22 protein-coding genes are annotated in these 24,157 nt (G+C 66.8%); 7 read left to right on the top strand and 15 right to left on the bottom strand.

Annotation, left to right across the window (positions count from 1 at the left end):
- Positions 1 to 366 precede the first annotated feature (366 nt).
- The 6 genes from EJ903_RS08475 to EJ903_RS08450 are packed head-to-tail and all read right to left on the bottom strand — an operon-like array spanning position 367 to position 8,544.
- Entirely contained in the window at positions 367 to 3,360 is a 2,994-nt protein-coding gene (locus tag EJ903_RS08475) for a chemotaxis protein CheA (protein WP_126614102.1), read from the bottom strand.
- Between the two features lie 19 nt (positions 3,361 to 3,379).
- Positions 3,380 to 3,796: a response regulator gene (locus EJ903_RS08470; RefSeq protein ID WP_126614100.1), complete on the bottom strand. Its 417-nt coding sequence runs from the start codon at positions 3,794 to 3,796 to the stop codon at positions 3,380 to 3,382.
- 12 nt (positions 3,797 to 3,808) lie between these two features.
- Positions 3,809 to 4,930, bottom strand: a complete 1,122-nt coding sequence (cheB, locus tag EJ903_RS08465) for a chemotaxis-specific protein-glutamate methyltransferase CheB (RefSeq protein ID WP_126614098.1) — start codon at positions 4,928 to 4,930, stop codon at positions 3,809 to 3,811.
- Positions 4,930 to 6,420, bottom strand: coding sequence for a chemotaxis protein CheW (locus tag EJ903_RS08460; RefSeq protein ID WP_126614096.1), 1,491 nt, complete (start codon positions 6,418 to 6,420; stop codon positions 4,930 to 4,932). Before EJ903_RS08460 ends, cheB begins: the two co-directional genes overlap by 1 nt.
- Positions 6,417 to 7,319 carry a CheR family methyltransferase gene (locus EJ903_RS08455; protein WP_246015350.1) on the bottom strand — a complete coding sequence of 301 codons (903 nt, stop codon included), beginning with the start codon at positions 7,317 to 7,319 and terminating at the stop codon, positions 6,417 to 6,419. The genes EJ903_RS08460 and EJ903_RS08455 overlap by 4 nt, the downstream gene beginning before the upstream one ends.
- Before the next feature lie 13 nt (positions 7,320 to 7,332).
- Positions 7,333 to 8,544 carry a methyl-accepting chemotaxis protein gene (locus EJ903_RS08450; RefSeq protein WP_126614092.1) on the bottom strand — a complete coding sequence of 404 codons (1,212 nt, stop codon included), beginning with the start codon at positions 8,542 to 8,544 and terminating at the stop codon, positions 7,333 to 7,335.
- A gap of 158 nt (positions 8,545 to 8,702) precedes the next feature.
- On the opposite strand from EJ903_RS08450, the gene EJ903_RS08445 reads away from it, so the two are divergent.
- Positions 8,703 to 10,712 carry a methyl-accepting chemotaxis protein gene (locus tag EJ903_RS08445; RefSeq protein WP_126614090.1) on the top strand — a complete coding sequence of 670 codons (2,010 nt, stop codon included), beginning with the start codon at positions 8,703 to 8,705 and terminating at the stop codon, positions 10,710 to 10,712.
- 18 nt (positions 10,713 to 10,730) lie between these two features.
- On the opposite strand, the gene mltG is transcribed toward EJ903_RS08445, so the two are convergent.
- From mltG to fabD, 5 genes are all read right to left on the bottom strand, one after another.
- The gene (gene mltG, locus EJ903_RS08440) at positions 10,731 to 11,738 is read right to left on the bottom strand and encodes an endolytic transglycosylase MltG (RefSeq protein ID WP_126614088.1); all 1,008 of its coding nucleotides are present in this window, start codon (positions 11,736 to 11,738) and stop codon (positions 10,731 to 10,733) included.
- A gap of 6 nt (positions 11,739 to 11,744) precedes the next feature.
- On the bottom strand, positions 11,745 to 13,007 hold the full coding sequence (fabF, locus tag EJ903_RS08435; RefSeq protein ID WP_126614086.1) for a beta-ketoacyl-ACP synthase II: 1,263 nt from the start codon (positions 13,005 to 13,007) through the stop codon (positions 11,745 to 11,747).
- A gap of 95 nt (positions 13,008 to 13,102) precedes the next feature.
- On the bottom strand, positions 13,103 to 13,345 hold the full coding sequence (locus EJ903_RS08430; RefSeq protein WP_126614084.1) for an acyl carrier protein: 243 nt from the start codon (positions 13,343 to 13,345) through the stop codon (positions 13,103 to 13,105).
- 174 nt (positions 13,346 to 13,519) lie between these two features.
- Positions 13,520 to 14,257, bottom strand: a complete 738-nt coding sequence (fabG, locus tag EJ903_RS08425) for a 3-oxoacyl-[acyl-carrier-protein] reductase (protein WP_126614082.1) — start codon at positions 14,255 to 14,257, stop codon at positions 13,520 to 13,522.
- Positions 14,258 to 14,265: 8 nt separating this feature from the next.
- Positions 14,266 to 15,207: an ACP S-malonyltransferase gene (fabD, locus tag EJ903_RS08420; RefSeq protein ID WP_126614080.1), complete on the bottom strand. Its 942-nt coding sequence runs from the start codon at positions 15,205 to 15,207 to the stop codon at positions 14,266 to 14,268.
- A 490-nt stretch (positions 15,208 to 15,697) separates the two neighbouring features.
- Between fabD and rpsF the strand changes: the two genes are divergently transcribed.
- From rpsF to EJ903_RS08390, 6 genes are all read left to right on the top strand, one after another.
- Positions 15,698 to 16,138, top strand: a complete 441-nt coding sequence (rpsF, locus tag EJ903_RS08415; protein ID WP_126614078.1) for a 30S ribosomal protein S6 — start codon at positions 15,698 to 15,700, stop codon at positions 16,136 to 16,138.
- A complete protein-coding gene (gene rpsR, locus EJ903_RS08410) occupies positions 16,138 to 16,410 on the top strand; it encodes a 30S ribosomal protein S18 (RefSeq protein WP_126614076.1) in 273 nt (90 codons plus the stop codon). Before rpsF ends, rpsR begins: the two co-directional genes overlap by 1 nt.
- A gap of 46 nt (positions 16,411 to 16,456) precedes the next feature.
- The gene (locus EJ903_RS08405) at positions 16,457 to 17,419 is read left to right on the top strand and encodes a DUF2232 domain-containing protein (protein WP_126614074.1); all 963 of its coding nucleotides are present in this window, start codon (positions 16,457 to 16,459) and stop codon (positions 17,417 to 17,419) included.
- The gene (gene rplI / locus EJ903_RS08400; protein ID WP_126614072.1) at positions 17,419 to 17,982 is read left to right on the top strand and encodes a 50S ribosomal protein L9; all 564 of its coding nucleotides are present in this window, start codon (positions 17,419 to 17,421) and stop codon (positions 17,980 to 17,982) included. Before EJ903_RS08405 ends, rplI begins: the two co-directional genes overlap by 1 nt.
- A 487-nt stretch (positions 17,983 to 18,469) precedes the next feature.
- Positions 18,470 to 19,693: an NADP-dependent isocitrate dehydrogenase gene (locus EJ903_RS08395; RefSeq protein WP_126614070.1), complete on the top strand. Its 1,224-nt coding sequence runs from the start codon at positions 18,470 to 18,472 to the stop codon at positions 19,691 to 19,693.
- Between the two features lie 156 nt (positions 19,694 to 19,849).
- A complete protein-coding gene (locus EJ903_RS08390) occupies positions 19,850 to 20,230 on the top strand; it encodes an oxidoreductase (protein ID WP_126614069.1) in 381 nt (126 codons plus the stop codon).
- A gap of 104 nt (positions 20,231 to 20,334) precedes the next feature.
- Here the strand turns inward: EJ903_RS08390 and EJ903_RS08385 are convergent, their stop codons facing one another.
- The 4 genes from EJ903_RS08385 to EJ903_RS08370 all read right to left on the bottom strand — a co-directional run bounded on the left by EJ903_RS08385 (position 20,335) and on the right by EJ903_RS08370 (position 23,736).
- Positions 20,335 to 20,709, bottom strand: a complete 375-nt coding sequence (locus EJ903_RS08385) for a GcrA family cell cycle regulator (RefSeq protein ID WP_126614066.1) — start codon at positions 20,707 to 20,709, stop codon at positions 20,335 to 20,337.
- 166 nt (positions 20,710 to 20,875) lie between these two features.
- On the bottom strand, positions 20,876 to 21,691 hold the full coding sequence (locus EJ903_RS08380) for an anti-sigma factor family protein (RefSeq protein ID WP_246015349.1): 816 nt from the start codon (positions 21,689 to 21,691) through the stop codon (positions 20,876 to 20,878).
- On the bottom strand, positions 21,691 to 22,212 hold the full coding sequence (locus tag EJ903_RS08375) for an RNA polymerase sigma factor (RefSeq protein ID WP_126614064.1): 522 nt from the start codon (positions 22,210 to 22,212) through the stop codon (positions 21,691 to 21,693). Before EJ903_RS08375 ends, EJ903_RS08380 begins: the two co-directional genes overlap by 1 nt.
- 81 nt (positions 22,213 to 22,293) lie before the next feature.
- Positions 22,294 to 23,736 (bottom strand): NADP-dependent isocitrate dehydrogenase, encoded by a 1,443-nt coding sequence (locus tag EJ903_RS08370; protein ID WP_126614062.1) that lies wholly within the window; start codon positions 23,734 to 23,736, stop codon positions 22,294 to 22,296.
- Between the last annotated feature and the right edge of the window lie 421 nt (positions 23,737 to 24,157).

The raw sequence follows: 24,157 nt of genomic DNA, 5'->3' as shown, positions 1-24,157 counted from the left end.
GAAAATGGCGGAGCGTGACCAGGATCTGGACGAGCATGGCCGGGGGGCAACCATGACCGGACCCAATCCCATCACGCTCCGCCGAAAGGCACCACCCGGCGGGGGGATGAACAACAGCCGGATGGGCGATTCAGTTCGGTGGCAGGGGGAAACGCCACCGAGGGAGGAGACATCAGAAGACACACTTAAGGAGACGCACTTGCAAAACGCACTGTGAAGACACTGCTCTCTCGTGCGACGGGGCCGGTCTGTGGGGGAAGAAGAAGCGCCCCCGTCACAGGATGAACAGTATCTCAGGGTGCGTGAACCGGGTCTGACGGCTGGATGAAATCCGCTTCATGAACCGGGGTAAGGCGAAGAGCAGTTTCAGAGATGGGCGGCCACGGTTTCGGCGCTCTGGCGCTGCGCGGCAGCGGCCAACCGGTACAGCTCATCGCCGTCCAGAATGATGACGATCCGCCCGTCGTTCAGCAGCGACACGCCCCCCACCCCCGGTACATCGGCCAAACCGGGATGGCTTTCGCGCACGAACAGATCGCCGCGCCGCAGCAGCGTGTCGATCTCCAGCCCGATGCGGCGGTCGCCCTGGCGCAGCACGACGATCAGGCGCTGCCCCTCCCCCTGCGGCGGCCACGGCCCATCGGCGGGAAAGCCCAGCGCGTCGGCCAGACGGACCACCGGCAGGATGCGGTTGCGGCGCAACACGGTCCAGCGCCCGGAGACGACACGGAAGGCGTCGGCGGTGAAGCCGCACACCTCCTCCACGCAGCGGTCGGGGATCGCCAGCACCTGATCGCCGATCTGCACCAGCAGGGTGCGGACAATCGCCGCCGACAGCGGCAGATCGATGGCAAAGGCGGTGCCAACCCCCTCGCGCGTGCGAATGGCGATGCTGCCGCCCAGGCGGGTGATGGCGTTGCGCACCACATCCATGCCCACCCCGCGCCCGGAGGTTTCGGTCACGGCCTCCGCCGTCGAGAAGCCCGAGGCGAAGATGAAATCATGTAGCGCGTCCGGCGGCAGGCGGTGGCTGTCCTCCTCCCCGATCAGGCCGCTGCGCACCGCCTTGGCGCGCACCGCCTCCGTCGCGATCCCCCGGCCATCGTCGGCGATCTCCACCACCACCCGGCTGTTGCGCTGAACCGCGCGCAGGCTGAGGGTGGCTTGCCCCGGTTTTCCGGCGGCCTCGCGGTCGGCGGGCGATTCGACGCCGTGGTCGATGGCGTTGCGCACCATGTGCATCAACGGGTCATAGAGCGTTTCGACCATGCTCTTGTCGATGCGGACGTCGCCGCCATCGACCAGGAAGCGGACCGTTTTGCCCTGCACACGCGCCAGCTCGCGCACCACACGGGGAAACTGGGAAAACAGCGTGTCGATGGGCACGACGCGCAGGTCGAGCGCGGATTCGCGCAGCCGGTCGACCGAGCGGCTCAACTGGGCGTCGAGATCCAGCAGGGCGCGGCGATGATGCTCCACCGCCTCCTGCACGGCGCGCAAGGCGGGATCGCCCGCGCCCAGCCGGTCGGTCAGCGCGGCGAGCGCCTGCTCCAGCCGCAGATCGTTGGCGGTGGCGTTCAACTCACCCGACAGCAGCACCATGCCGTCGATGCGCGACATGAAGCGGTCCACCACCTCCCCCGGCACGCGCAGGACGCCGCCGCTGGTCGGCGCGGGCGCGCGGGCGGCGGATGGAGCGGCGGGGGGCTGAACCACCGGGGTTGGAGAGGCCGGAGCCGCAATGGACGACGATGGCGGCACCATCGGGGCGGCTGGGGCGGGCGGTGCGGGTGTCAGGGTGGCGGGGAGCGCGTCGGTCGCAGGCTCCTCCCGCTCCGGTGGGGTCTCCTCGGCGTGATCCTCCAGATCGGGGGCGCAACGGCGAAGGTGCAGAAGGTCGCCAGCGGGGTTGATCGCCCGCAAACCCGCCTGCAACGTCGCCACATCCGGCGGGGCGGCGACCAGCACGCGCAGCCAGGTCTTGCCGTCGATGAATTCCGGCCAGTTGGTGATCGCCCGCACCGCGCTGCCCAGCCAGGCGACGAAGCCGGAGGCCACCTCGGCCGAACTCTCCAGGAAGGCCGTGACCTCGTACAGCGACAGGGTGGGATCGGCGACCGCCGCGCGCAGATCCGCCGCGCTGTCCGGCGACAGGAAGCGCAGCAGGCCGGAATCCAGGCCGAAGGCGGTCAACTCCTCCGCCGTGAAGGGGCGGCGGGACTCGGCGGCGGCGGACGCGGCGTCAACGAAGCGGCGCAAACGGTCTTCCAGCGCGGCGCAGGCGTCGGAGTCCAAATCCTCCGGCGGGTCAAGCGTGGCCTGATGGGACAGGCGCGCCACCATCGCCCGGCTGTCGGCCAGCAGTCCCGGCCAATCGGCGTGCGTCAACGGGGCCGCCCGCCGCACCACATCGCCCACCACCCGCATCAGGGCCGCTGCGCGCGGCAGGGACAGGATGTCGAGCGTGGCGGCCAATCGGTCGAGCTGCCCGGCCAGCTCCTCCCCGGCGGATTCGCCGTGGACCTGGGCCGGATCGGCCATCAACTCCAGGCAACGATTGGTCCCGCGCGCCAGGGCCTGGGCGTTGTGATCGGCCAGCAGGGTGGCGAGGATCGCCGACCCGGCGTCGCGCCCCGACAGACGGCCAACACGGGCGCTGGCCAGCGTCAGGGCCTGCAACTCCCGCAGGATGGCGTCGGGATCGCGGTCGGACATCCCGGCGCGGAACCGGCGGAACACGTCGGCGAAGGGGAGGAAATTCAGCCGTTCGCAGGCGATTTCCAGCCGCTCGGCGGTGTCGTCAACGCTGCGGAACCCCTCCTCGTCCAGCACCGACAGGTCGAGCGCGCGGGTCAGCGTCGCCATGCCGTCGTGCAGCAGGCCGACGAAACGCACCAGCAGCTTGTCGTTGTCGTGCAGCTTGGCCGGGGGCGGAGCCGGTTGGGCGGGGACGGGCTTGGCCGCCGCGCCGTCGGGACCACCGCCCAGCGCGTCGAGCCGCGCCAACAGATCGGCGTCGGCCTTGCCGTCCTTGCGCTCCCGCTCCGCCAGTTCGGCCAGCCCGCGCAGGGCGTCCAGCGCCTCCAGCAGACCGTCGGCGACCGGCCCGGCCAGCGTCAGAGTCCCGCCACGCACACGGCCCAGAATGGTTTCGGCGCGGTGGGCCACCGCCTCCATCGCGAACAGATCCATCGCCCGCGCCGCGCCCTTCAGCGAATGGAAGGAACGGAACAGCGCGGCCACGCGCTCCGCCCCGCCCGCCTCGCCGGAGGGGTCGGACAGCAGCCGTTCGATGGCGTCGAAATGCTCGCCCGCCTCGACGCCGAACTGCCGCCACAGGGTTTCGATCAGCTCGCTCATGCCCCGCGCGCCCGTTCCGTCAGGACCGCAGGGGCAGACCGGCGGCCCGGCGGATGGCGACGACGATGTCGTGCCCCTTCTTGTGGGCCAGATCGAGGCTCATCGTGCCGGATGGCTTGGCGATGATCTCCACCGCCCCCAGCGCGCGGGCCTCGTTCGCTTCGGGCGAACCGACCTGCGCGACCGAGGAAATGATGATCACCTTGGCGCGCGACGTCAGGGACAGATGCTCCATCACCTCCAGCCCCGACATTTCCGGCATCTCGATGTCGAGCAGCACGATGTCGGGCTTCAGCGTCTTGACCATCTCCAACGCCACCTTGCCGTTTTCCGCCGCGCCGACCAGATCGAGATCCTCGTCGGAGCGCACGATGTCGCCAATGATGGTGCGCATCAGCACCGAATCATCGACCAGCAGGATCGTAGGCTTCGCCATAAACCGGGTTTCCTATGCTTGCGTAAGAGTGAAGAGAGCGTTGAGTTTGGCCGCCAGCGCGGCGACCGGAAGAACATCGGTGGCCACCCCGGCGCGGATGGCCGAATTGGGCATGCCGTCCACCGCACAGGTGGCGGGATCCTGGACCAGCACCGGATGACGCCGGGCCGCCAGTTCCGCCGCGCCCGCCGATCCGTCGTCGCCCATCCCGGTCAGGATGACGCCGACCGGGGCTGACGCCTCCAGCCCGGCGGAACGGAACAGACGGTTGGCGGAGGGGTGGTGCGGTTCGCCGCTGTCGGCCACCCGCTGCAACAGGAAACGCCCGGCCGCCGACCGCTTCACCGCCCAATCGGTTCCGCCGCGCAGGATGACGACGGTTCCCGGTTCCAGCGGCGCGCCCTCCTCCCCCTCCACCACCGGGCGTTTGAGGGTGCGGGCGAGCGAGGCGGCGAACCCGGCGGTGAAGCTGGCGGGCATGTGCTGGGCCACCACCAGCGGGCAAGGCAACGGCCCCAAGCCCCCCAGCAGTTCGACCAGCGCCACCGGCCCGCCGGTGGACACACCGACCACCACCAGATCGGGCCGGTTGTGCCCTTGCCCGGCATGCCCTCGCCCTGTCCGCTCCGAAACCGGCTGGACGGTGCGCGGGGAAAGCGACGGACGGGCCGTCACCGCCTCCACGACGGGCGCGGGCTTCACCCGCCCCTCGCCCAACGCGGTCATCCGCCAACGCCCCCAATGGCGCACCTTGTCCGTCAGTTGCCGTTCGATCGACACGGTGTCAAAGGCGATGAAGGAGGTGTTCTTGCAGACGAAATCCACCGCCCCGGATTCCAGGGCGCGGATGGTCGCGTTGGCCCCGTCGGAGGTTTCGTTGGACACCATGATGCAGGGCGGCCCCTTCTCCTGCGCGATGGCCTGAACCGCCTCGATCCCGTCCATGATCGGCATGTTCAGGTCCATGGCGACAACATGCGGCTTCAACCGCCGCGACAGGCGCAGCGCCTCCGCCCCGTTGCGCGCCTCGCCGACGATGTCGATGTCGGCGGCGGTCTCCAGCATTTTGCGCAGGGCGACGCGAACGAAGTTGCTGTCGTCCACCACCAGCAAGCGGATGCGCGGCGCGTCCATCAGCCTGGCCTCGCGTTGGTTGTGGAAGCGTCGATCACAGAGGAAGCGTTGACGGACACCGTGCTGACGGGGGGAAGCGCGACCGATCCGGCTGTTTCGGCCGCTTTGGCGTCGGCCATCAGACCTTCCGGGCGCAACACAGGGATGAGCGCGCTGTCCAATCGGATGACGGCGGCGGTGAGACGGTCGGACATCGGATCCACGTCGTCGCTGGGGATCTTGCGGATGCGCTGGATCGAATCGGCGATCACCGCCACCGTTCCCCCTTGAATCTCAATCAGGATGGCAACGCCGGATTCGGCGGACGTCTGCCCCACCGGGCCGCGCGCCAGCAACCGGCGCAGGTCGAGAACGGGCAGGATCGAGCCATCGACGTCGGTCAACCCGTCAAAGCTGCGGCCACCCTGCGGCAGGCGCAGCCGCCCCGACACCTCCACCACCCGGCGCACCCGCTCGAACTCCATCGCGTAGAGCCGCTCCTCCACCAGAAAGGTCAGGAAACGCCGATAAAGGCGGCGCGGCAAGCGGCTGTCGGCCATATCACCGCCATCGGGAATCAGGGGGCCGATCTCGTCCAGATGCTCGCCCAACATGCGCATGCCGCTTCTCACGTCCAGCCAAGCCCCATCGTAATCCACGATTTCGTTCGGCGCATCGGCTTCCCCGGTTTTCACCCGATCCAACGGCACACGCGCCACACCGCGCACCGCGTCCACCCGAACGCCCACCGGGCCGCGCGGGGTGACGTGCACCACCGCGTAACCACCAACGTCCGGAGCCACGCCGTGCGCCGTTCGGTGCAGCGGGCATCCGCTGAGCGGATCGGTCAACAGCACCGGACGCCGTTGCACCCGCCCCATCCCACGCACCAGCGCCGGGGCGTTGGGCAGCGACCGCACTTCCGTCACTGGAAAGACCAGGACAATGTCAGCCATGTCCAGCGCGTGAACACGCCCACCCGCCTCGACGATCAACAACCGCAGCGTGTCGCGTTCCCGCGATGGGTCCGGCGGGTCGGCGGCGAAGCCGGTCAACGCCTTCCCCTCTCCGGCAGCGGCGACCTGAGCCGCCCCCCGGCCCAGTTCCAGCCGCTCCAACGCCAGCAAACGCAGGGCGCGGTCGCCATGACGCAACCGCCCGACGACCGGCGCGCCCGCGTCCTCAACGGCGGGCGGCTCCAGCGTCACCCTGTCCACGGGCAGCGATCCGCCGATCCGCCCGGCGCGCAGCGCCACCAGCCCGTTGACCGCGCGCACCACGATCAACAGCCCGCCCTTGCGCCCCCCGCCCCAGGCCAACCCCAGCGACGGGCAACCGGTGACGTCCAGCACCGGCAGTATCCGACCGGCGACGTTCGCCACCCCATCGACGTGCGGCGGGCTGAAGGGCAAGCGGGTGACGCGGGTCGATTCCGCCACCTCGATCACCTCGGCGTTGTCGAGGGCAAAGGGGGTGCCGGCAATGTCAAAGGTCAGGAAGCCGCCCGTCATGGCACCCCCGCCTTGTCAGAGCGGCGGCGGTAGGCAACGGCACGGTCGCCGTGAACACGCTCGAACGGAGCGCCATCGGGCAAGCGGTCGGTCGCACCCAAAACCAGCCAGCCATCGACCGCAACCGCCCCGATCAAGAGCCGCATCGCCCGCTCGCGGCTGTCGTCGTCGAAATAGATCATGACGTTGCGACAGGACACGAGGTCAAAGGCGTCGTCGGCGGATCGGCCATCCGGCGCTGCATTCCCCATCAGATTGTGCCGTTCAAAACGGACCAGACGCCGGGCATCCTCCCGCACCCGGCGGCAGGGAGCGGCCTCCCCGACCAACGGCACAAACCACGAGGCGTAGGCGGCGGGCAAATCGCGAAACGACCCCATGCCTTCTTCGCCATAGCAGCCGTGGCGTGCCTGCCGCACAGCGATACGGCTGATGTCGGTGCCCACGACCGCCACCTCCCAAGCGGTGGCAACGCCGTCCGTCCCGCGTCGGGCTTCCCCGGCATCGGCCAACGCCTCCAGGGCCAGGATGGCCAGCCCATAGGCTTCCTCACCGCTCGCGCAACCGGCGCTCCACAGGCGCAACCGCCGTTCCGAACGCCGGGCGTCGATCAGGGCGGGCAGGACCCGGTGACGGACATGCTCGTGATGCTGTGGATCGCGGAAGAAATAGGTTTCGTGAATGGTCAGATTTTCAATCAGACTGAGCCAATCCGGGCTGTCAGGATCGGCAGCCTCGATTTGCGCCACCCACAGTTCCAGCACCGCCAACGGCATGGCGGACAGGATACGGGTGAGTTTGCGTTCCAGCGGGCGGTCGTGGCTAATCCCGGCCTTGCGCCGCACATCGTCCAACAGGCGGCGGGCCAGCGCCTCCAGGGTTTCAGGGGACACGCTCACCGGCGGCACCCCGTCACTGCGCCTTGAACCGATCGGCCAATCGGCGGGTGTCGTCGGCCAGGCGCGACAGTTGGACCATGGTGGTGGTGATTTCCTCCGACGCGGCGGCGTTCTTAAAGGCAACGTTGCGGATGTTGCCGACGTTCGATTCGATCTCGACGATGCTGTCCTGCTGCTGGGCCATCGCCCCGGCAACCGATTGCACCATACGGTCCAACTGCGTCACCCGCTCGGCGATGCCGTCCATCATCGCCACCACCTCGGCGGTGGCGGCCATGCCTTCCTCGGCCATGGCAGCGGCGGCCTCGACGATGTCGGCGATCTGGCGAGCGCTTTCGACCGCGTTGTCGGCCAGCTTGCCGACCTCCTCGGCCACCACCTCAAAGCCCTTGCCCTGTTCCCCGGCACGGGCCGCCTCAATGGAGGCGTTCACGGAGAGGATGTTGGTTTTCACAGCGATCTGGGTGATCGCTTCGGTGATGCGCCCGATCCGGCGGCTGTTGTCCGCCACCGTTTGCGACACCCGGACCAGCCGTTCCATTTCGACCTTGCCCTTGTCAGCAAACCCGGCGGTGTCCTTGACCATGTTGGAGGCCGCGCGCGTGCTGTCGGTGACGGACGCGATGGCGCGGGCCGATTGACCGACCGCGCGCACCACCCGGTCCAAGTCCTCCGTCTGAATCGCCGCCCCGTCGGACACTTGCGCCACAGCGGTGCTCGCCTGGCCAGCGGCGACGGCGACCTGGGTCGCCTGCTCGCCAATGCGCTGGAAGGAGTGACGCGCGCCCTCCACCAAAGTCAGCATCACCCCATAAGCACCGGGCAAGGCCGGACCGCACACCGCATCGCTTTCCCCACCTTCGACCAGGCGCGTCAACTCCGCGTGCAGCGTGGCTTGAGTCTTCGCCAGCCGATCCAACGCCGCCTGGCTGTGTCCGATCTCATCGCCACGCGCCGGAGCCGCCCGCCACCCCTCGAATCGCCCCTCAGCCAGCGCCACCGCCGAGGATTCCAAGCGGCGCACCGCATCGGCCACATCAAGCACGATCACCGCCCCGATCAGCAGCGCGATGGCCAGAGCGCCACCGGTGGCCAACCACAGCGTGCGTGTGTCCAACCCCGGCAGGACCAGCGGCAGGACCAGCGGCACCAACGCGCTGGCGGCGGGCAGCGACGCCATCAGGCACAGCTTGGGAACAGCACGCAGATCGACCGGAAAGGACATGGATCGGCTCCCCACCACACGAACGGATCGAGCAAACGGATCGAACAAGGGAAACGGATGCGATGGCAACCGCCATATGACTTGCCGGATGCACCCCAACCGACGCAAGGTTAAACCAAAGCAGCACGCCAAGGCCAACACGCAGGAACATCGTCGGCATGTCGATCGCCACCCGCATCTCCCTGGGGTTTTCCGCCATCCTGCTGTTGACCGTGTCGGTCGCCGCCGTGGGCTGGAACGGGTTGGACACCTACGCCGGACGGGTGGACGTGGCCAGCCGCACCGCCACGCTGGACAGCAAGCTCAACCTCGCCCGGTTGGAGGAGGCGCGCTATCTGATCGACATCGATCCGTCGGCCAGCCGCCGGGTGCGCTTTCTGACCGACTCGCTGAAGGCCGACGCCGAAGCCCTGTTGAACGATCCCGCCCACCCGGTGAACCCGGTGATTCTGGGTGAAGCGCTCGAAAAGCTGACGGTCTACCGCAAGGCCTTTGACGAAGTGGTGCGGTTGGAGGTGGAGAAGTTCGCCAGCCTGTCCAAGCTGCGCAAACAGACCGCTGTTCTGCTGGTTGCGGCGCAATCCATTTCCCACGCGCAAGCCGACCGCTATTCCAACGCGGTGATCCGCCTGCACACCGATCCGATGGACGGTGACGCGATGGCGACCCTGGAATCCTCTGTGGTGATGTCCAGCATCGCCAACCGGATGATCCAGGAAACCCGGGGGGCAATGCTCGACATCCAGCAGTTCCTGATCGAAGGCGGTGGATCGGGCCGTGACAGCCTGAACGCCAGCATCGACAAGCTGTTGTATGTTGTGGCTGACGCCAAGAAAAGCGCGCCTGACTCCTCCACCCAGGCCGACATCGCCAACCTGACCGCTGCCGTTCTGGGGGTTGAAACCGAATTTCTGCTGGTGCGGGACATCATCCAACAGCGGACCAAAGCCCGTGCGGCGATGAAAAGCGCCGCCGATGCCGTGAGCGAACGGGTCGACACCCTGGTCGCCGGGCAGTTGGCGGAGCGCGAGGCCGGGCGCAACCGCGCCGTTGCCCTGTTGTGGACCGGCGCGCTGGGGGCGCTGGCCGTGGGTGTTCTGCTGTCCATCCTCATCGCCCGCAGCCTGAGCAACCCGATCACAGCGACCACGCGGGCGATTCAGCGTTTGGCTGAGGGCGATCTGACCGTCACCATCCCTGGCACCGGACGCCAGGACGAGTTGGGAGCCATCGGTCGTGCCATCAGCAGCGTCATCCAGGTTCTGCACGGTTTGCACCGCGAGATGCACCGGTTGTCCGGGATGACCACGGGGAGCCGCAGCACGGCCGACACCGCCAACGACCGCCCCGTCGCCTTTCACGGGGCCTATGGCGAAATGGTCGATTTGCTGAAGCAAACCGGGGCGGCCTTCCAGTCCATCGGCGATCAGGCCACCCAGGTTGCCATCGCCGCCGGTCAAGCGAGCACCGCCGTGGCGCAGGTTTCTGATGGCGCCTCGGAACAGACCGGCGATCTCGATCAGGTGGTCATCGCCGTGGGGCAGTCCGCCCGCGCCATCGCCCATGTCACTGACAGCACCCGCGACGTGTCCGACATGGTCAAGGATGCCGCCGGTTTCGCCGACAAGGGCAAGCAGGACATGGCCCGCCTGTTGAGCGTGTCGCAGACCATCGCCGAAAACAGCCGCCGGATCGGGCGCATCACCGAAGCAATCACCCAGATCGCTGTGAAAACCAACATCCTCTCCGTCAACGCCTCCATCGAGGCTGCCCGCGCCGGAGAACAAGGCAAGGGGTTCGAGGTGGTGGCCGAGGAAGTCGGCAAGCTGGCCGACAGCGCGGTCGACAGCGCCCGCCAGATCGCCGACATCATCGAGACCGCCGCCGCGATGGCCGCAGAAGGCACCGCCGTGACCGAACAGGCCCGCCGGATGATGGATGGCCTGGCCGAACGCGTCGCCCGTATCGACCAGGCCTTTCAGGCCGTGGCCGTGGCGATGGAGCAGCAGCAGGCATCGGTCAAGGACATCGAGGGATCGGTGGAAAGCGTGCGGATGGTCGCGTCCAAAAACGCCGCCGCGTCGGAGGAAATCGCCGCCACCATGGTGCAATTGTCGCGGTTGGCCGACGACACGCGCCGCCAGGCCGAACGGTTCAAAGCGCTCTGAGGACCCGTTTCCGAAGGTTTACGGATCGGTCGCTTGGCGGGCCTGCTGCACATCGCGCCAGCGGGCGACGTTGCGGTTGTGATCGGCCAGCGACTTGGCGAACACATGCCCGCCGCTGCCATCGGCAACGAAATACAGCAGATCGTGGCGTTCCGGCTTCAACACCGCCTGCAACGACGCCTTGCCCGGGTTGGCGATCGGCCCCGGCGGCAGCCCCGTCACCTGATAGGTGTTGTAGGGCGACTCGAACTTCCAATCGTTTCGGGTCAGGGCGCGTCCCAACTCCCCCGTTCCATCGGTCAGGGCAAAAATCACCGTCGGGTCGGATTGCAGCTTCATCCCGGATTCCAGCCGGTTGATGAACACCCCGGCCACCTTCGCCCGCTCTGTGGCGATGCCGGTTTCCTTTTCGACGATGGACGCGAGGATCAACGCCTGTTGCGGCGTGTCGAACGGCAAACGCGAATCGCGAGCCTTCCAGGCCTCGGCCAGGGTTTGCGTCATCGCCGTCTGCATCCGCTCAATCAGGGCGGCGCGGCTGTCACCATAGGCGTAATGGTAGGTTTCCGGCATCAGGCTGCCGTTCTTGGGCAGTTGCTTGACCGTGCCGGTCAAGGCGGGTTCCTTGTCGAGCAAGGCCACGACCTGAGCCGAGGTCAGCCCCTCGGGGACCGTAAAGCGACGGACCACCGTGTGGCCCTGCCGCAGTTGGTCCAGCACACCATCAATGCTGATGCCCGCCGGAAACTGGTACTCGCCCGCCTTCAAATCGCGGGGTGCGCCGGGGGCTGCGATCATCGCGGTGATCTTCGCACCGGCCAAAAACAACAGCGGCGACGACACGACCCCGGCGTCCGCCAGGGTGATGGCGATGGCCTCCGCACCGCTGCCGCGCGCGATGACCACCGTTTCGGGATGATCGAGAGGGCCGGGGGCCATGACCTGCATGGCACCCCAGACACCAACCCCGGCTGTGGCGCTGACCAGGACCAGCGCCCCCGCAACAATTCGGAGGCCCCAGCCCATGGCGGTTTACGCGAAAGCCTTGAACACCAACGACGCGTTGGTGCCGCCAAAGCCGAAGGAGTTGGACAGCGCCGCGCGCACCTTGCGTTCCTGGGCCACCTTCGGGACCAGATTGACGCCCTGGCAGCTTTCCGACGGGTTTTCCAGGTTCAGGGTCGGCGGAACGATGCCGTGGTTGATCGACTTGATCGAGTAGACCGCCTCAACCGCGCCAGCCGCACCGAGCAAGTGGCCGATGGCCGACTTGGTGGAGGACATGGCCAGATTGTCCATGGCGGACCCGAACAGACGCTTGACCGCGCCCAGCTCGATCTCATCGCCCAGCGGCGTCGAGGTGCCGTGCGCGTTGATGTAGTCGATGTCGTCCGGCGACAGACCGGCGCGCTTCAGCGCGCCGCGCATGGCGCGGAACCCGCCGTTGCCATCTTCCGCCGGAGCGGAGATGTGATAGGCGTCGCCCGACAGACCATAGCCGACCACCTCGGCGTAAATGGTCGCGCCACGGCGCTTGGCGTGTTCCAGCTCCTCCAGGACAACCACACCGGCCCCTTCGCCGATGACAAAGCCATCGCGGTCCTTGTCATACGGGCGCGAGGCGCGCTCGGGCGTGTCGTTGAAGCTGGTGGACAGGGCGCGCATGGCGGCAAAGCCCGCAACACCCAGGCGGCTCACCGCCCCTTCGGTGCCACCGGCCACCATCACGTCGGCGTCTTCCCACATGATCAAACGGGCCGCATCGCCGATGGCGTGCGCACCGGTCGAACAGGCGGTCACAACCGCGTGGTTCGGCCCCTTGAAACCGTGCTGGATCGAGACATGGCCCGACGCCAGATTGATGAGGCTCGCCGGGATGAAGAAGGGCGACAGACGGCGCGCGCCCTTCTCATGCAGCGTGATCGCCCCGTCGGCGATGCCGGGAAGCCCACCGATGCCCGAGCCGATCATGACGCCCGTCATCTCGCGCTCTTCGTCGGTCTGGGGGACCCAGCCGGAATCCTTGATCGCTTCATGGGCGGCGGCCACCGCGTAGACGATGAAATCGTCCATCTTGCGCTGGTCCTTCGGCGACACGAAGGAGTCGGGGTTGAAATCCCCTTCACCCGAGCCGCGCGGGACCTGCCCGGCCACCTTGGAGGCAAGGTCCGAAACATCGAAGCCCGTGATCGCGCGGATTCCCGACTTCCCGGCAATCAGCCGCTCCCAGTTCAGCGAGTGACCGACGCCCAGCGGCGTGGCCAGTCCGAGTCCGGTGACGACGACACGTCTCATGAGGCTGTTCCTTGACCTTTCCTCGAAAAATCTCGGCGACGGTCAGCACGCCGACACGCGGCGAGGCTGACCGTCGGGAAACGCTGTCCCCGCGCTCAGGCGGCGGGGCCGTTCGCCTTGATGAAGTCGATGGCGTCCTTCACCGACAGGATCTTTTCGGCCGCGTCATCGGGGATCTCGACGCCGAATTCTTCCTCGAAGGCCATAACCAGCTCGACGGTGTCGAGGCTGTCGGCGCCCAGATCGTCGATGAAGGAGGCTGCCTCCACCACCTTCGACTCTTCGACACCCAGGTGGTCGACAACGATCTTCTTCACGCGCTCGGCGATGTCGCTCATTTTATTAGACCTTCCAATCCTTGAAACCGCTCGGGATAATCCGGTCGGAGCAACACGCGAAGAACGTGCCGTCCTGCCGCGAAAGCCCCGTCCGATAACATATTTCGACCGCCTTGACCAGCGCCCAAGAGGGCAACCGGGGGCAATCGACGCTTCACAAGAGGCGAAGCCGCCTCAGATCATCGCCATGCCGCCGTTGATGTGCAGCGTCTGGCCGGTGACATAGGCAGCCTCTTCGCTCGCGAGGTACACGACCCCGGCGGCGATTTCCCCCGGCTCGCCCATGCGGCCGGCCGGGATGGCGGGGAGCAGCTTGTCCTTCTGCTCGTCGTTCAGGGCGTCGGTCATGGCCGTGGCGATGAAGCCCGGCGCGACGCAATTCACCGTGATGTTGCGCGAGGCCAACTCGGCCGCCAAGGACTTTGACATGCCGATCAGGCCAGCCTTGGAGGCGGCGTAGTTCGCCTGACCGGGATTGCCGGTCACGCCGACCACGGAGGTGATGTTGATGATCCGGCCCCAGCGCTGCTTCATCATGCCGCGCATGACGCCGCGCGACAGCCGGAAGGCGGCGGTCAGGTTGACATCCAGAACGGATTGCCAATCCTCGTCCTTCATGCGCATCGCAATCTGGTCGCGCGTCAACCCGGCGTTGTTCACCAGAATGTCGATGCGGCCGAGCGCCGTCTCGGCGTCCTTCAGCAGCTTGGTGATTGCTTCGGCTTCCGACAGATTGCCGGGGACCACATGCGCGCGCTCGCCCAATTCAGCGGCCAAAGCCTCCAGCGGCGCGACGCGGGTGCCCGAGAGCGCCACAGCGGCCCCCTGGGCGTGCAGCGCGCGGGCGATGGAGGCACCGATGCCGCCGGACGCGCCGGTGACGAGGGCGGACTTGCCGGTCAGATTGAACATGGATGGCCTCACAGGGTCTTCAGGAACGACTCGACGTCCGCCGGAGTTCCGACCGACGTGGCCGACAATTCCTTGTCGATGCGCTTGGTCAGACCGGCCAGAACTTTGCCCGAGCCAAGCTCGACCAGCGTTTCGACGCCCTGCTCCTTCATCGCCAGCACGCATTCGCGCCACCGGACCACGCCCGTGACCTGTTCGACCAGCAGGCGGCGAATCGTGTTGGGGTCGGTGACGGGGGCGGCGGTGACGTTGGCGATGACCGGAACGACCGGGGCGGCGATGGTGACAGCGGCGAGCGCCTCGGCCATCGCGTCGGCGGCGGGCTGCATCAGGGCGCAATGGAACGGCGCGCTGACCGGCAGGCGAACCGACCGCTTCAGGCCACGCTCGGCGGCGAGGGCGATGGCGCGGTCAATGGCGTCGGCGCTGCCGGAAATCACCACCTGACCGGCGGAATTGTCGTTGGCGATGGAGCACACATCGCCCTGCGCGGCGTCGGCGGCGATGGATTGGGCCTGATCGAGATCGGCACCCAGCAACGCGGCCATCGCGCCCTGCCCGACCGGAACCGCCTTCTGCATGGCCTGACCACGCAGCTTCAACAGGCGCGCGGTGTCGCCCAGGCTGAACGCGCCAGCGGCGCACAGCGCGGAATATTCGCCCAGCGAGTGACCGGCGACGAAGCGCGCGTGCTTGGCCAGATCGACCCCGCCTTCGCTCGCCAACACCCGCAGGACGGCAACGCTGACCGCCATCAGGGCGGGTTGGGCGTTTTCGGTCAGGGTCAGATCGGCCTCAGGACCTTCGGCCATCAGGCGGGACAGGCGCTGATTCAGCGCGTCGTCCACCTCTTCGAAGGTGTGGCGTGCGACTTCGAACGCCTCGGCGAGTTCGCGGCCCATGCCGACCGCCTGACTGCCCTGCCCCGGAAAGACGAACGCCCGTATCATGCTGCCTCTGAAACCCTGGATGAAACGGCACCGCCCCAGCGGCGGCACCTTTCGATTGGGCGACAGTCATACCCTCCCTTTTGGGCAAGTCAAGCGACGCGCAACGCGCCACCGCCCCAAACACCCATAAAATTCGACGCATCAGGGGCCTGCGCATCGAATTTTTCCCGACCACAGGGCGTCACCTGATCCCATCGTCACAGGATTGGACCGCGCACACTCCGTATATATAGAGTGCCAATTCATCATCCCGCCTTGATGACCGGGACCGGTTCTCGCGGGAATCGCGCCGTAACGGCCGACGCGTGAAATCGGGGTGTCGGCGCGGTCCGCCAACCGAATCCCTCTTGCCAGACCGCCCGCCCTGTGCATACTGCGCCGCTTCATAACTCCTTGCCAGCGGCGTGCCGTTGGCTAGGCCCGGGCGGCTGACCGCACCCATTGGGGGTGTTGGCGCAGCGCCGGACCATGAACAGCCATGGGGAGTGCAATGGCACTTTACGAGTGCGTGCTGATCGCGCGCCAGGACATTTCGGCCGCCCAGGCCGAGACTCTCAGCGAACAATTCGCCCAGATCATCCGTGACAACGGCGGTACGGTTGCCAAGACCGAGTACTGGGGCCTGAAGACCTTGACCTACAAGGTCAAGAAGAACCGCAAGGGTCACTACACGCTGTTCAATCTCGACGCTCCGGCCGCCGCCGTTGCCGAGATGGAACGCAACATGAGCATCAACGAAGACGTCCTGCGCTACATGACCGTGCGCGTCGACGCTCTCGACCCCAACCCCTCGGCGATGATGCAGAGCCGCAACGAGCGCAGCGATCGTGGTGATCGTGGCGACCGTGGCCCGCGCCGTTTTGACGACCGTGGCCCGCGTGGCCCGCGCCGTCAGGACACCGCCACCGCTTCGGAAGGGGAGATCGCGTAATGAGCGACAAGCAGACCACGGGCGCTCCCGCCGCCCGCACCGGCGGCGCCCGTCGCCCGTTCTTCCGCCGCCGCAAGACCTGCCCGTTCTCGGGCGCGAACGCTCCGGCGATCGACTACAAGGACATCAAGCTGCTGTCCCGCTTCATCTCTGAGCGTGGCAAGATCGTCCCGAGCCGCATCACGGCGGTCTCGACGAAGAAGCAGCGCGAGCTGGCCCGCGCCATCAAGCGCGCCCGCTTCCTGGCTTTGCTTCCGTACATCGTGAAGTAAGCCCGGACCGAACGGTTTTCTGGCAAAGGTTCAAAAAGGGGTTTCCATGGCCTCCGGTCTGGCCGCTCCACTGGTTCTCGCCGTAGGCGGTGGTCTGGTCAGCGCGTTTTTCTATCTGGCGGTTTTGCTGGGCGGATTTGGCGCGCTGATTTTGGGCTACCTCGCTCCCCTGCCCCTCTTCCTTGTGGGGTTGTGGCTGGGAGCACCGACGGCGGTCATCGCCGGTCTGACCGGCGGTGCGGCGGTGTTGCTCGGCACGTCCGGCAGCCTGCTGGTGTCGGTGGCCTATCTGCTGACCGGTGCCTTGCCGGTCGTGCTGGTGGTGCGTCAATCGCTGCTGGCGCGGGTCGGTGGGTCTGGAGACCTTGAATGGTATCCTCCCGGTCGGGTCCTTCTGGGACTGGTCGGGATGGGGGTCGCGGCGGTTCTCGTCGCCATGAGTTTGGCGCTTGACCAACCCGGCGGGTTGGAAGGCGTGGTGCGGCGGATGCTGGCCCAACTGGCCGAGCCTCTGTTCAGCGCCCAGGGCCTTGCGGCCCCCGGACCCGAGGCGGTGTGGATGGCGTCGGCCCTGCCGGGGTTGGTGGTGATCTCATGGATTGTCATGACGGTCATCAACGCCGCCCTGGCGCAAGGGGCGCTGATGCGGTTCGGCCGCAACCGTCGCCCTCCCATGCGGATGGGGGCGTTGGAGCTGCCGGTTTGGCTGCTTCCCGTCTTCGCCGTGTCGCTGGCGGCGGCGCTGACTCTCCCGGACTCCTTCGGGTTTCTGGGGATCAATCTGGCGCTGATCCTGGCCCTGCCGTTCGCCTTTGCCGGGCTGTCGGTGGTTCATCATGTCGTGTCCCTGCGCAAGACGGCGCGCGCGCCGCTCCTCGTCGGGTTCTACATGGTGCTGTTTCTCTTCGGGTGGCCGATCCTGCTTTTGGTCGGCCTGGGCATGATCGAGCAATGGATCGGGCTGCGCCGCCGGTTTGACCGCGCGGCCCCCGGTCAGGAGGACGAGTGATGGAAGTTATTCTGCTGGAACGGGTTGAGAAGCTCGGCCAGATGGGTCAGGTCGTGAACGTGCGCCCTGGCTTCGCCCGCAACTATCTGCTGCCGCAGAAGAAGGCCATGCGCGCCACCAAGGCGAACCTGGCGGTCTTCGAGAAGCAGAAGGCCCACCTGGAAGCCGTCAACCTGGAGCGCCGCAAGGACGCCCAGGACGTCGCCTCCAAGATGGACAACGTGACGGTGGTGGTGATCCGTCAGGCCGCTGAAACCGGCGTTCTGTATGGTTCGGTCAACACCCGTGACGTCGCCGAGGCGCTGGACGCCGCCGGTTACAAGGTGGACCGCAAGCAGGTCGTGATCGAAACCCCGATCAAGACCCTGGGCCTGTTCAAGGTCCGTCTGGTCCTGCACCCGGAAGTGTCGATCACCGTGACGGTCAACGTTGCCCGTTCCTCGGAAGAGGCGGAGCTGCAGGCCCAGCGCGGTGGCATGATCACCGCCGCTGATCTGCGCGACGACGACGAGGAAGAAGACACCTACGTCGAAGAGACCGCGACCGAAGACGAAGAGGCCTGATCGCCTTTTCCGCCCCGCGCCCAGGTCCCGGACCGGGGTGCGGAGCGCAGCGTCGCTCGTCCAGATGCCGCCCACCCCGCCCGGGGTCGGGCGGTTTTCTGCGTTTGGCCCGCTGTTCGGCCCATACACTGTGTTTGCCCTGCCTTGGACGGTCATCGCGCGAAATTGTGGGCGGAGGAATGTCGTTTTTTGGACAGACGCCGACCGACAAGCCGGAGGTTCACGGGGTGAAAAACGCACATGGACGGCGTGTCCCGCAGTGGTCTGACCAGTTGGTGCAAAGTGTTGAACCGTGCGACATCGACGCCGGGGGCTTCGCGATACCTTCCTTTTCCTGCCGATGCGGTGCTATACAGCATTGATTAATTCCGCCCGGGGTATCGGGGGCCGCGCTTGCGCGTTCTCCCGGCAACAAGCGCCCGCTGGACGGTGCGCCCGGCACCAGGAAACGACAACGCCCTTACCCGTTCGGGGAGATCTCGCACACATGAACAAGATCAAGGTAGCCAATCCGGTCGTCGAACTCGACGGCGACGAGATGACGCGCATCATCTGGCAGTTCATCAAAGAAAAACTGATCCTGCCCTACCTCGACATCGATCTGAAGTATTACGATCTGGGCATCGAGAATCGCGACGCGACCGACGACAAGGTCACGGTCGAGTCGGCCAACGCCATCCAAAAGTACGGCGTGGGCGTGAAGTGCGCGACCATCACCCCCGACGAAGCGCGGGTGAAGGAATTCAACCTCAAGAAGATGTGGAAGTCGCCCAACGGCACGATCCGCAACATCCTGGGCGGCACCGTGTTCCGTGAGCCGATCGTCTGCTCCAACGTTCCGCGCTACGTGCCGGGTTGGACCAAGCCGATCATCATCGGCCGTCACGCCTTCGGCGACCAGTACAAGGCCACCGACTTTGTCGTGCCGGGTCCGGGCAAGCTGACGATCAAGTGGGAAGCCACCGACGGCAGCAACAAGATCGAGCACGAGGTGTTCGATTACCCCGGCGCCGGTGTGGCGATGGGCATGTACAATCTGGACGAGTCGATCGAAGGCTTCGCCCATTCCAGCTTCATGTATGGCCTGGAGCGCGGCTACTCGGTCTATCTGTCCACGAAGAACACCATCCTGAAGGCCTATGACGGGCGCTTCAAGGACATCTTCCAGAAGATCTTCGACGAGACCTACGCCGACCAGTTCAAGGCCAAGGGCATCGTCTACGAGCACCGCCTGATCGACGACATGGTCGCCTCGGCCCTGAAGTGGGAAGGTGGCTTCGTCTGGGCCTGCAAGAACTACGACGGCGACGTGGAGTCGGACGTGGTGGCGCAGGGCTTCGGCTCGCTGGGTCTGATGACCTCCGTGCTGGTCACGCCCGACGGCAAGACCGTCGAGGCGGAAGCCGCGCACGGCACGGTCACTCGCCACTACCGCGAGCACCAGAAGGGCAAGGAAACCTCGACGAACCCGATCGCCTCGATCTACGCCTGGACCCAGGGCCTGGCCTATCGCGGCAAGTTCGACGACACCCCGGACGTCGTGAAGTTTGCCCAGACGCTGGAACGCGTCTGCGTCGAGACGGTCGAGGCCGGTTACATGACCAAGGATCTGGCCATCCTGATCGGCCCGCAACAGCCGTGGCTGACCACCAAGCAGTTCCTGGACAAGCTGTCGGACAATCTGGAAAAGAAGATGGCCGCCTGGGCCTGATCCAGCGCGTTCATCTCCGCTGTTCCACAGCCGGGGTGCGACGCCTCGTCCGGGTCACAACGGATGAGGGGTCGGCTAAGGTGACAAACGGGGGGCTTCGGCTCCCCGTTTTTTGTTGCCTGCGCGCCGCGCCGCGCAGAGGGAGGACACCACACCATGGCCCATGATCTGTTCCGCGTCGCCATCGTTGGCGCGGGCGAAACCGGCACCCCGCTGCTGCGCCAATTGCTGGACGCCCCGTTCGTCCGCCTGCTGGGGGTGGCCGATCTGGACGCCGACGCCCCCGGCATGACGCTGGCCCGCGCGCGCGGCGTCACCACCACCACCGATTTCCGGGAGTTGGCCCGCTTGGGCAGCGACCTTGACATTCTGATCGACGTCACCGGGGTGGCGGCGGTGCGCGAGGCGCTGCGGCAGGAGATGCAGGACACCGACAACCACCACACGCTGATCGTGCATGAGAAGGTCGTCCAGTTGATGCTGTCGCTGCTGGCCGGGTCGCTGGTGACGCTGAAGCACGGCGCGCAGGACTATTGAGCGCCGCGCCCGGTGTGCGCCACCGCCGGAAAAGGAAAAACCCTTCTCACCAGAGGTGAGAAGGGTCGTTCATCAGGATCAACGGTACGGGAGAGGCGGCCGGATCAGGCGGCACCGACGTTGCGGTCCCGCTCCTCCTCGCGCTTCTTGCTGCTGCCGGTGGGCTGATAGGCCATGGCGGCGTGCTCCGCGCAATAGGGCAGACCGGCCAGGGACGGCTTGCCGCAGAAATGGAAATCCTGGTGCTTGGGATCGCCGACCGGCCATTTGCACATGCGCTCGGTCAGGGCGAGGATGGTCGCCCCACGGGTCGGCTTCTTCTTGATCGGCGAGGGGCGACCGGACAAGCCGAGCCGATGCGCCTTGCCGATCACCGCGTTGCGGCTGATGTCACCCAGAGTGTCCGCGATCTCGCTCGCGCTCAACCCCTGGGACCACAGATCCTTGAGCTGTTGAATACGCTCATCCGTCCAACTCATCCCCGAGTACTCCCGATCCGGTGCCATTGCCTGCTTCCGGGTCACGGTCTGACGCCGTTTTCCATAAGCCGCAACATTTTGTGCCAGTCGGTGAGGAAGCTACCAGATGGACACCGGAAGCGGTAGGGGGTCGCGGCAACATTCCTGTGCATAAGTCGCCGGAGCCTCAGGAGTTCAGCGCGCCATAGACCTCCTCGGCGATGGCCGACAGGGTGGCGCGGTCGAGATCGCCGGTGACGGCGAGCGCCAAGCCGTTGTCCTGCCAATACAAAGCCTGCAAGCCGCCGTCCTGGGCGAAGCGGAAGGCGGTCCCCGCCGGGCTTTTGGTGGAGCGGATGTAGAGGGTAATGCGGCGACCAGCCGCATCCTCGTACATGTAGAGCGCGGCCGGTCCCTCGGCGTCGGCAAGCAGCCGCCCGCCGATCAACTCATAGCCGCTCTTGGTCGCCTTGGGACAGCGCATGTCCCGGCCGATCCGCTTGGACAGCCAGGACACCAGATGCGCCTCCTGGTCCACCCCGACCTCGATCGGGTGGCGGACCTCGACGGAAAACACCTTGTGCGCCGCCACCGCGTCGGCAAGGAAGGCGGTGGACAAGGCGTCGCCCCCGGCCCCACGGCCACCGCCCAACCGGTCGCGCACCGCCCAGCCCGTCGCCCCACCGGCCACGAACAGCAGCAGCGAGGCGGCGAGCGCCAGCCCCCAGACGCGCCCCCGGCCAAAGCGCGACGGCGGCACGGCGGCGGCCTTGCGCGGGGCGAAGGGCGGGGTCAGATGGTCGGGCAAGGGCTGGTCGATCAGGGGGCCGAAGCTGCGGGCCAGCAGCGCGCGCTGCGCCCGGTAGCGCTCGAACCGCTGGGCGTCCTCCGGGCGGTCGGCCAGATGCCGTTCCACCGCCGCGATCCGCTCCTCCGGCAATTCCCCGTCGATCCAGGCGTGCAGTTCCGCCTCGGTCACGGGTTGGGTCTCGCCGGTCATCATCACTTGATCCTCCTCACCACCGCCTGCTCCACACCGCCGTCCAGCAGCACGCGCAATCGCTCGCGCGCGCGGGCCAGCCGGGACATCACGGTGCCGATGGGCAGTTCCAACACCTCCGCCACCTCGCGGTAGGACAGCCCCTCCATCCCGGTCAGGAGCAGCACGGCCCGGTGCTCCTCCGTCAATTGGCCAAAGGCGCGGACGAAGTCGCGCACCTCGCCCCGGTCGGCGGGGGTGGCGCTGAGCGCCAGATCGTCGGCCAGTTCCTCCACCGGCACCTCGGCCCCGCGCCGCCGCCGCCCGCGCAGCACCGACACGTGCAGATTGTGCAGAATCGACATCAGCCAGCCGCCCAGACGCGAGGGGTCGCGCAGGGCGTGGCGGTTGGCCAGCGCCTTTTCCACGCAATCCTGCACCAGATCGTCGGCGTCGGGCCGGTTGCCCACCAGCGCCGTGGCGTAGCGGCGCAGGCGCGGCACATGGGCGGCGATGTCGTGATCGGTGGGGGAACCGGGGGTCATGCGGGGGTCATCCGGCGGCGGCCTTGAGGAAGCATCTTCATCGATCATGACGCCGCTCCCCTCCCCTTTATTCCGCCCGACTCAGCCCAGCGTGGAGAATCCCGCCTTGCCGTCGAAGTTGCTGAGGTTTTCCGTCTGGGTGAAGTCGATCCCGGCGTCGGCCAGACGGCCCAGCAGATCGACGATGGCCGCGTGGGTGATCGGCCCGTTCTGGGCCAGGAAGCGGCAACGCCAATGGTCGGTGCAGAACACGTCCAGATTGCCGTCCGGCCAGACCTTTTGCGAGCGGTTGGAGATGCTGACCAGGGTCAACGCCTCCGTCGCCAGCGGTTCGACCAGTTCGGCCAGATCGTTCGGCACCCCGCCCGACCAGTGCAGGAACACATCGACGCCGACCAGCTCCTTCACCGCCACCCGGCGCGGCGACAGCCGGTTGGTGCGGTCATAGGCGGGCCGGGCGGTGGTGTAGCCCACCGTCGGCATGGTGACGGGCATTTGCCCCAGCCGTTCCACCACAGCGTCGGCAAAGGCGCGGGTCCCCGCCCGCACCCGCCCGATGCCGCGCGCGAAGATGTCGGCGGTGTGGATGCCGTCCTCGATGGTTTTGAGCCACGCGTTGTGGATGCGCGCGGCGATGTCGCCCTGGCCGATGTGGACCAGCATCATCACGGCGGCCATCAGCAGGCCCGACGGGTTGGCGATGCCCTGCCCGGCGATCATCGGGGCCGATCCGTGGATCGCCTCGAACATGGCGCAGGTTTCGCCGATGTTGGCCGACCCGGCCAGCCCGACCGAGCCGGTGATCTGCGCGGCGATGTCCGACACGATGTCGCCGTAGAGGTTGAGGGTGACGATGACGTCGAACCGCTCCGGCTGGTCGGCCAGCCGCGCCGCGCCGATGTCGACGATCAGGTGATCGGCCTTGATCTCCGGGTATTCGGCGGCGAGTTCATAAAAGATCTTCAGGAACAGCCCGTCCGTCATCTTCATGACGTTGTCCTTGACGAAGGCCGTCACCTTTTGCCGGTGGTTGGAACGGGCGTAATCGAAGGCGTAGCGGACGATGCGCTCCGACCCCGGCCGCGAGATCAGCTTGACCGACTGGATGACGTCGTCGGTCTGGCGATGCTCGATCCCGGCGTAGAGATCCTCCTCGTTCTCGCGGATGATGACGACATCCATGCGCGGATGGCGGGTGCGGACATAGGGGTGGTAGGCCACGCAGGGCCGGACGTTCGCGAACAGCCCCAGCGTGGTGCGCGCCGTGACGTTCAGCGATTTGTTGCCATAGCCCTGCGGCGTGGTGATCGGCCCCTTGAGAAACACCCGCGTCCGGCGGATGGACCCCCACCCGGCGTGATCCAGCCCGCCGGCATGGCCGCGCCGGTAGACGACCTCGCCCGCCGGAACCTCCTCCACCTTCAGACGGGCACCCGCCGCGTTCATCACATAGAGCACGGCGTCCATGATTTCGGGGCCGATGCCGTCGCCGCGAGCGACCGTGATGGGGGTGATATCGCGCATGCACTCACTCCGAAGCAACGCGGCGACCGTAGACGCAAACGGGGGTCGGTTTCAATGGGGGGCGGTGCCGCATGGGGGCAATGAAGCAAGGTGAACGGAACCAGGCCAGCGGGGGGAGCGGGTTTTGAACACGGATGAACACGGATATCCACGGATGAACACGGATAAACAACGCCACATGATCCGTGTTCATCTGTGCGCCGACACCGTCGGCATCCGTGTTTATCCGTGTTCACTGTTGCGTTCCGTTCGTGCAACACGGCCAGATTCGTCCTCTGCCCTTGCCGTCGGCACCGCATCCGGGCAATCCGGTTCCGTCGCGCCTGTGGTGGAGCGACCATTCCCGATGGTGGGGGCCGATGGCGGTTCGGGGTGGTGAATGGAACGTTTGAAACGCTGTGCACCGGTTTTCCGCCCGCTG

It is taken from the genome of Azospirillum griseum, from assembly GCF_003966125.1.
GTDB lineage: Bacteria > Pseudomonadota > Alphaproteobacteria > Azospirillales > Azospirillaceae > Azospirillum > Azospirillum griseum.
Note: the sequence above shows the minus strand (reverse complement) of the source record. Positions and strands in the feature narration are given on the sequence as shown.

Bases quoted from the DNA above. Each gene is read 5' to 3' on its own strand.
- EJ903_RS08475 (WP_126614102.1), bottom strand. From the start codon at position 3,360: ATGAGCGAGCTGATCGAAACCCTGTGGCGGCAGTTCGGCGTCGAGGCG.
- EJ903_RS08470 (WP_126614100.1), bottom strand. From the start codon at position 3,796: ATGGCGAAGCCTACGATCCTGCTGGTCGATGATTCGGTGCTGATGCGC.
- cheB (WP_126614098.1), bottom strand. From the start codon at position 4,930: ATGGACGCGCCGCGCATCCGCTTGCTGGTGGTGGACGACAGCAACTTC.
- EJ903_RS08460 (WP_126614096.1), bottom strand. From the start codon at position 6,420: ATGACGGGCGGCTTCCTGACCTTTGACATTGCCGGCACCCCCTTTGCC.
- EJ903_RS08450 (WP_126614092.1), bottom strand. From the start codon at position 8,544: ATGTCCTTTCCGGTCGATCTGCGTGCTGTTCCCAAGCTGTGCCTGATG.
- EJ903_RS08445 (WP_126614090.1), top strand. From the start codon at position 8,703: ATGTCGATCGCCACCCGCATCTCCCTGGGGTTTTCCGCCATCCTGCTG.
- mltG (WP_126614088.1), bottom strand. From the start codon at position 11,738: ATGGGCTGGGGCCTCCGAATTGTTGCGGGGGCGCTGGTCCTGGTCAGC.
- fabF (WP_126614086.1), bottom strand. From the start codon at position 13,007: ATGAGACGTGTCGTCGTCACCGGACTCGGACTGGCCACGCCGCTGGGC.
- EJ903_RS08430 (WP_126614084.1), bottom strand. From the start codon at position 13,345: ATGAGCGACATCGCCGAGCGCGTGAAGAAGATCGTTGTCGACCACCTG.
- fabG (WP_126614082.1), bottom strand. From the start codon at position 14,257: ATGTTCAATCTGACCGGCAAGTCCGCCCTCGTCACCGGCGCGTCCGGC.
- fabD (WP_126614080.1), bottom strand. From the start codon at position 15,207: ATGATACGGGCGTTCGTCTTTCCGGGGCAGGGCAGTCAGGCGGTCGGC.
- rpsF (WP_126614078.1), top strand. From the start codon at position 15,698: ATGGCACTTTACGAGTGCGTGCTGATCGCGCGCCAGGACATTTCGGCC.
- rpsR (WP_126614076.1), top strand. From the start codon at position 16,138: ATGAGCGACAAGCAGACCACGGGCGCTCCCGCCGCCCGCACCGGCGGC.
- EJ903_RS08405 (WP_126614074.1), top strand. From the start codon at position 16,457: ATGGCCTCCGGTCTGGCCGCTCCACTGGTTCTCGCCGTAGGCGGTGGT.
- rplI (WP_126614072.1), top strand. From the start codon at position 17,419: ATGGAAGTTATTCTGCTGGAACGGGTTGAGAAGCTCGGCCAGATGGGT.
- EJ903_RS08395 (WP_126614070.1), top strand. From the start codon at position 18,470: ATGAACAAGATCAAGGTAGCCAATCCGGTCGTCGAACTCGACGGCGAC.
- EJ903_RS08390 (WP_126614069.1), top strand. From the start codon at position 19,850: ATGGCCCATGATCTGTTCCGCGTCGCCATCGTTGGCGCGGGCGAAACC.
- EJ903_RS08385 (WP_126614066.1), bottom strand. From the start codon at position 20,709: ATGAGTTGGACGGATGAGCGTATTCAACAGCTCAAGGATCTGTGGTCC.
- EJ903_RS08380 (WP_246015349.1), bottom strand. From the start codon at position 21,691: ATGATGACCGGCGAGACCCAACCCGTGACCGAGGCGGAACTGCACGCC.
- EJ903_RS08375 (WP_126614064.1), bottom strand. From the start codon at position 22,212: ATGACCCCCGGTTCCCCCACCGATCACGACATCGCCGCCCATGTGCCG.
- EJ903_RS08370 (WP_126614062.1), bottom strand. From the start codon at position 23,736: ATGCGCGATATCACCCCCATCACGGTCGCTCGCGGCGACGGCATCGGC.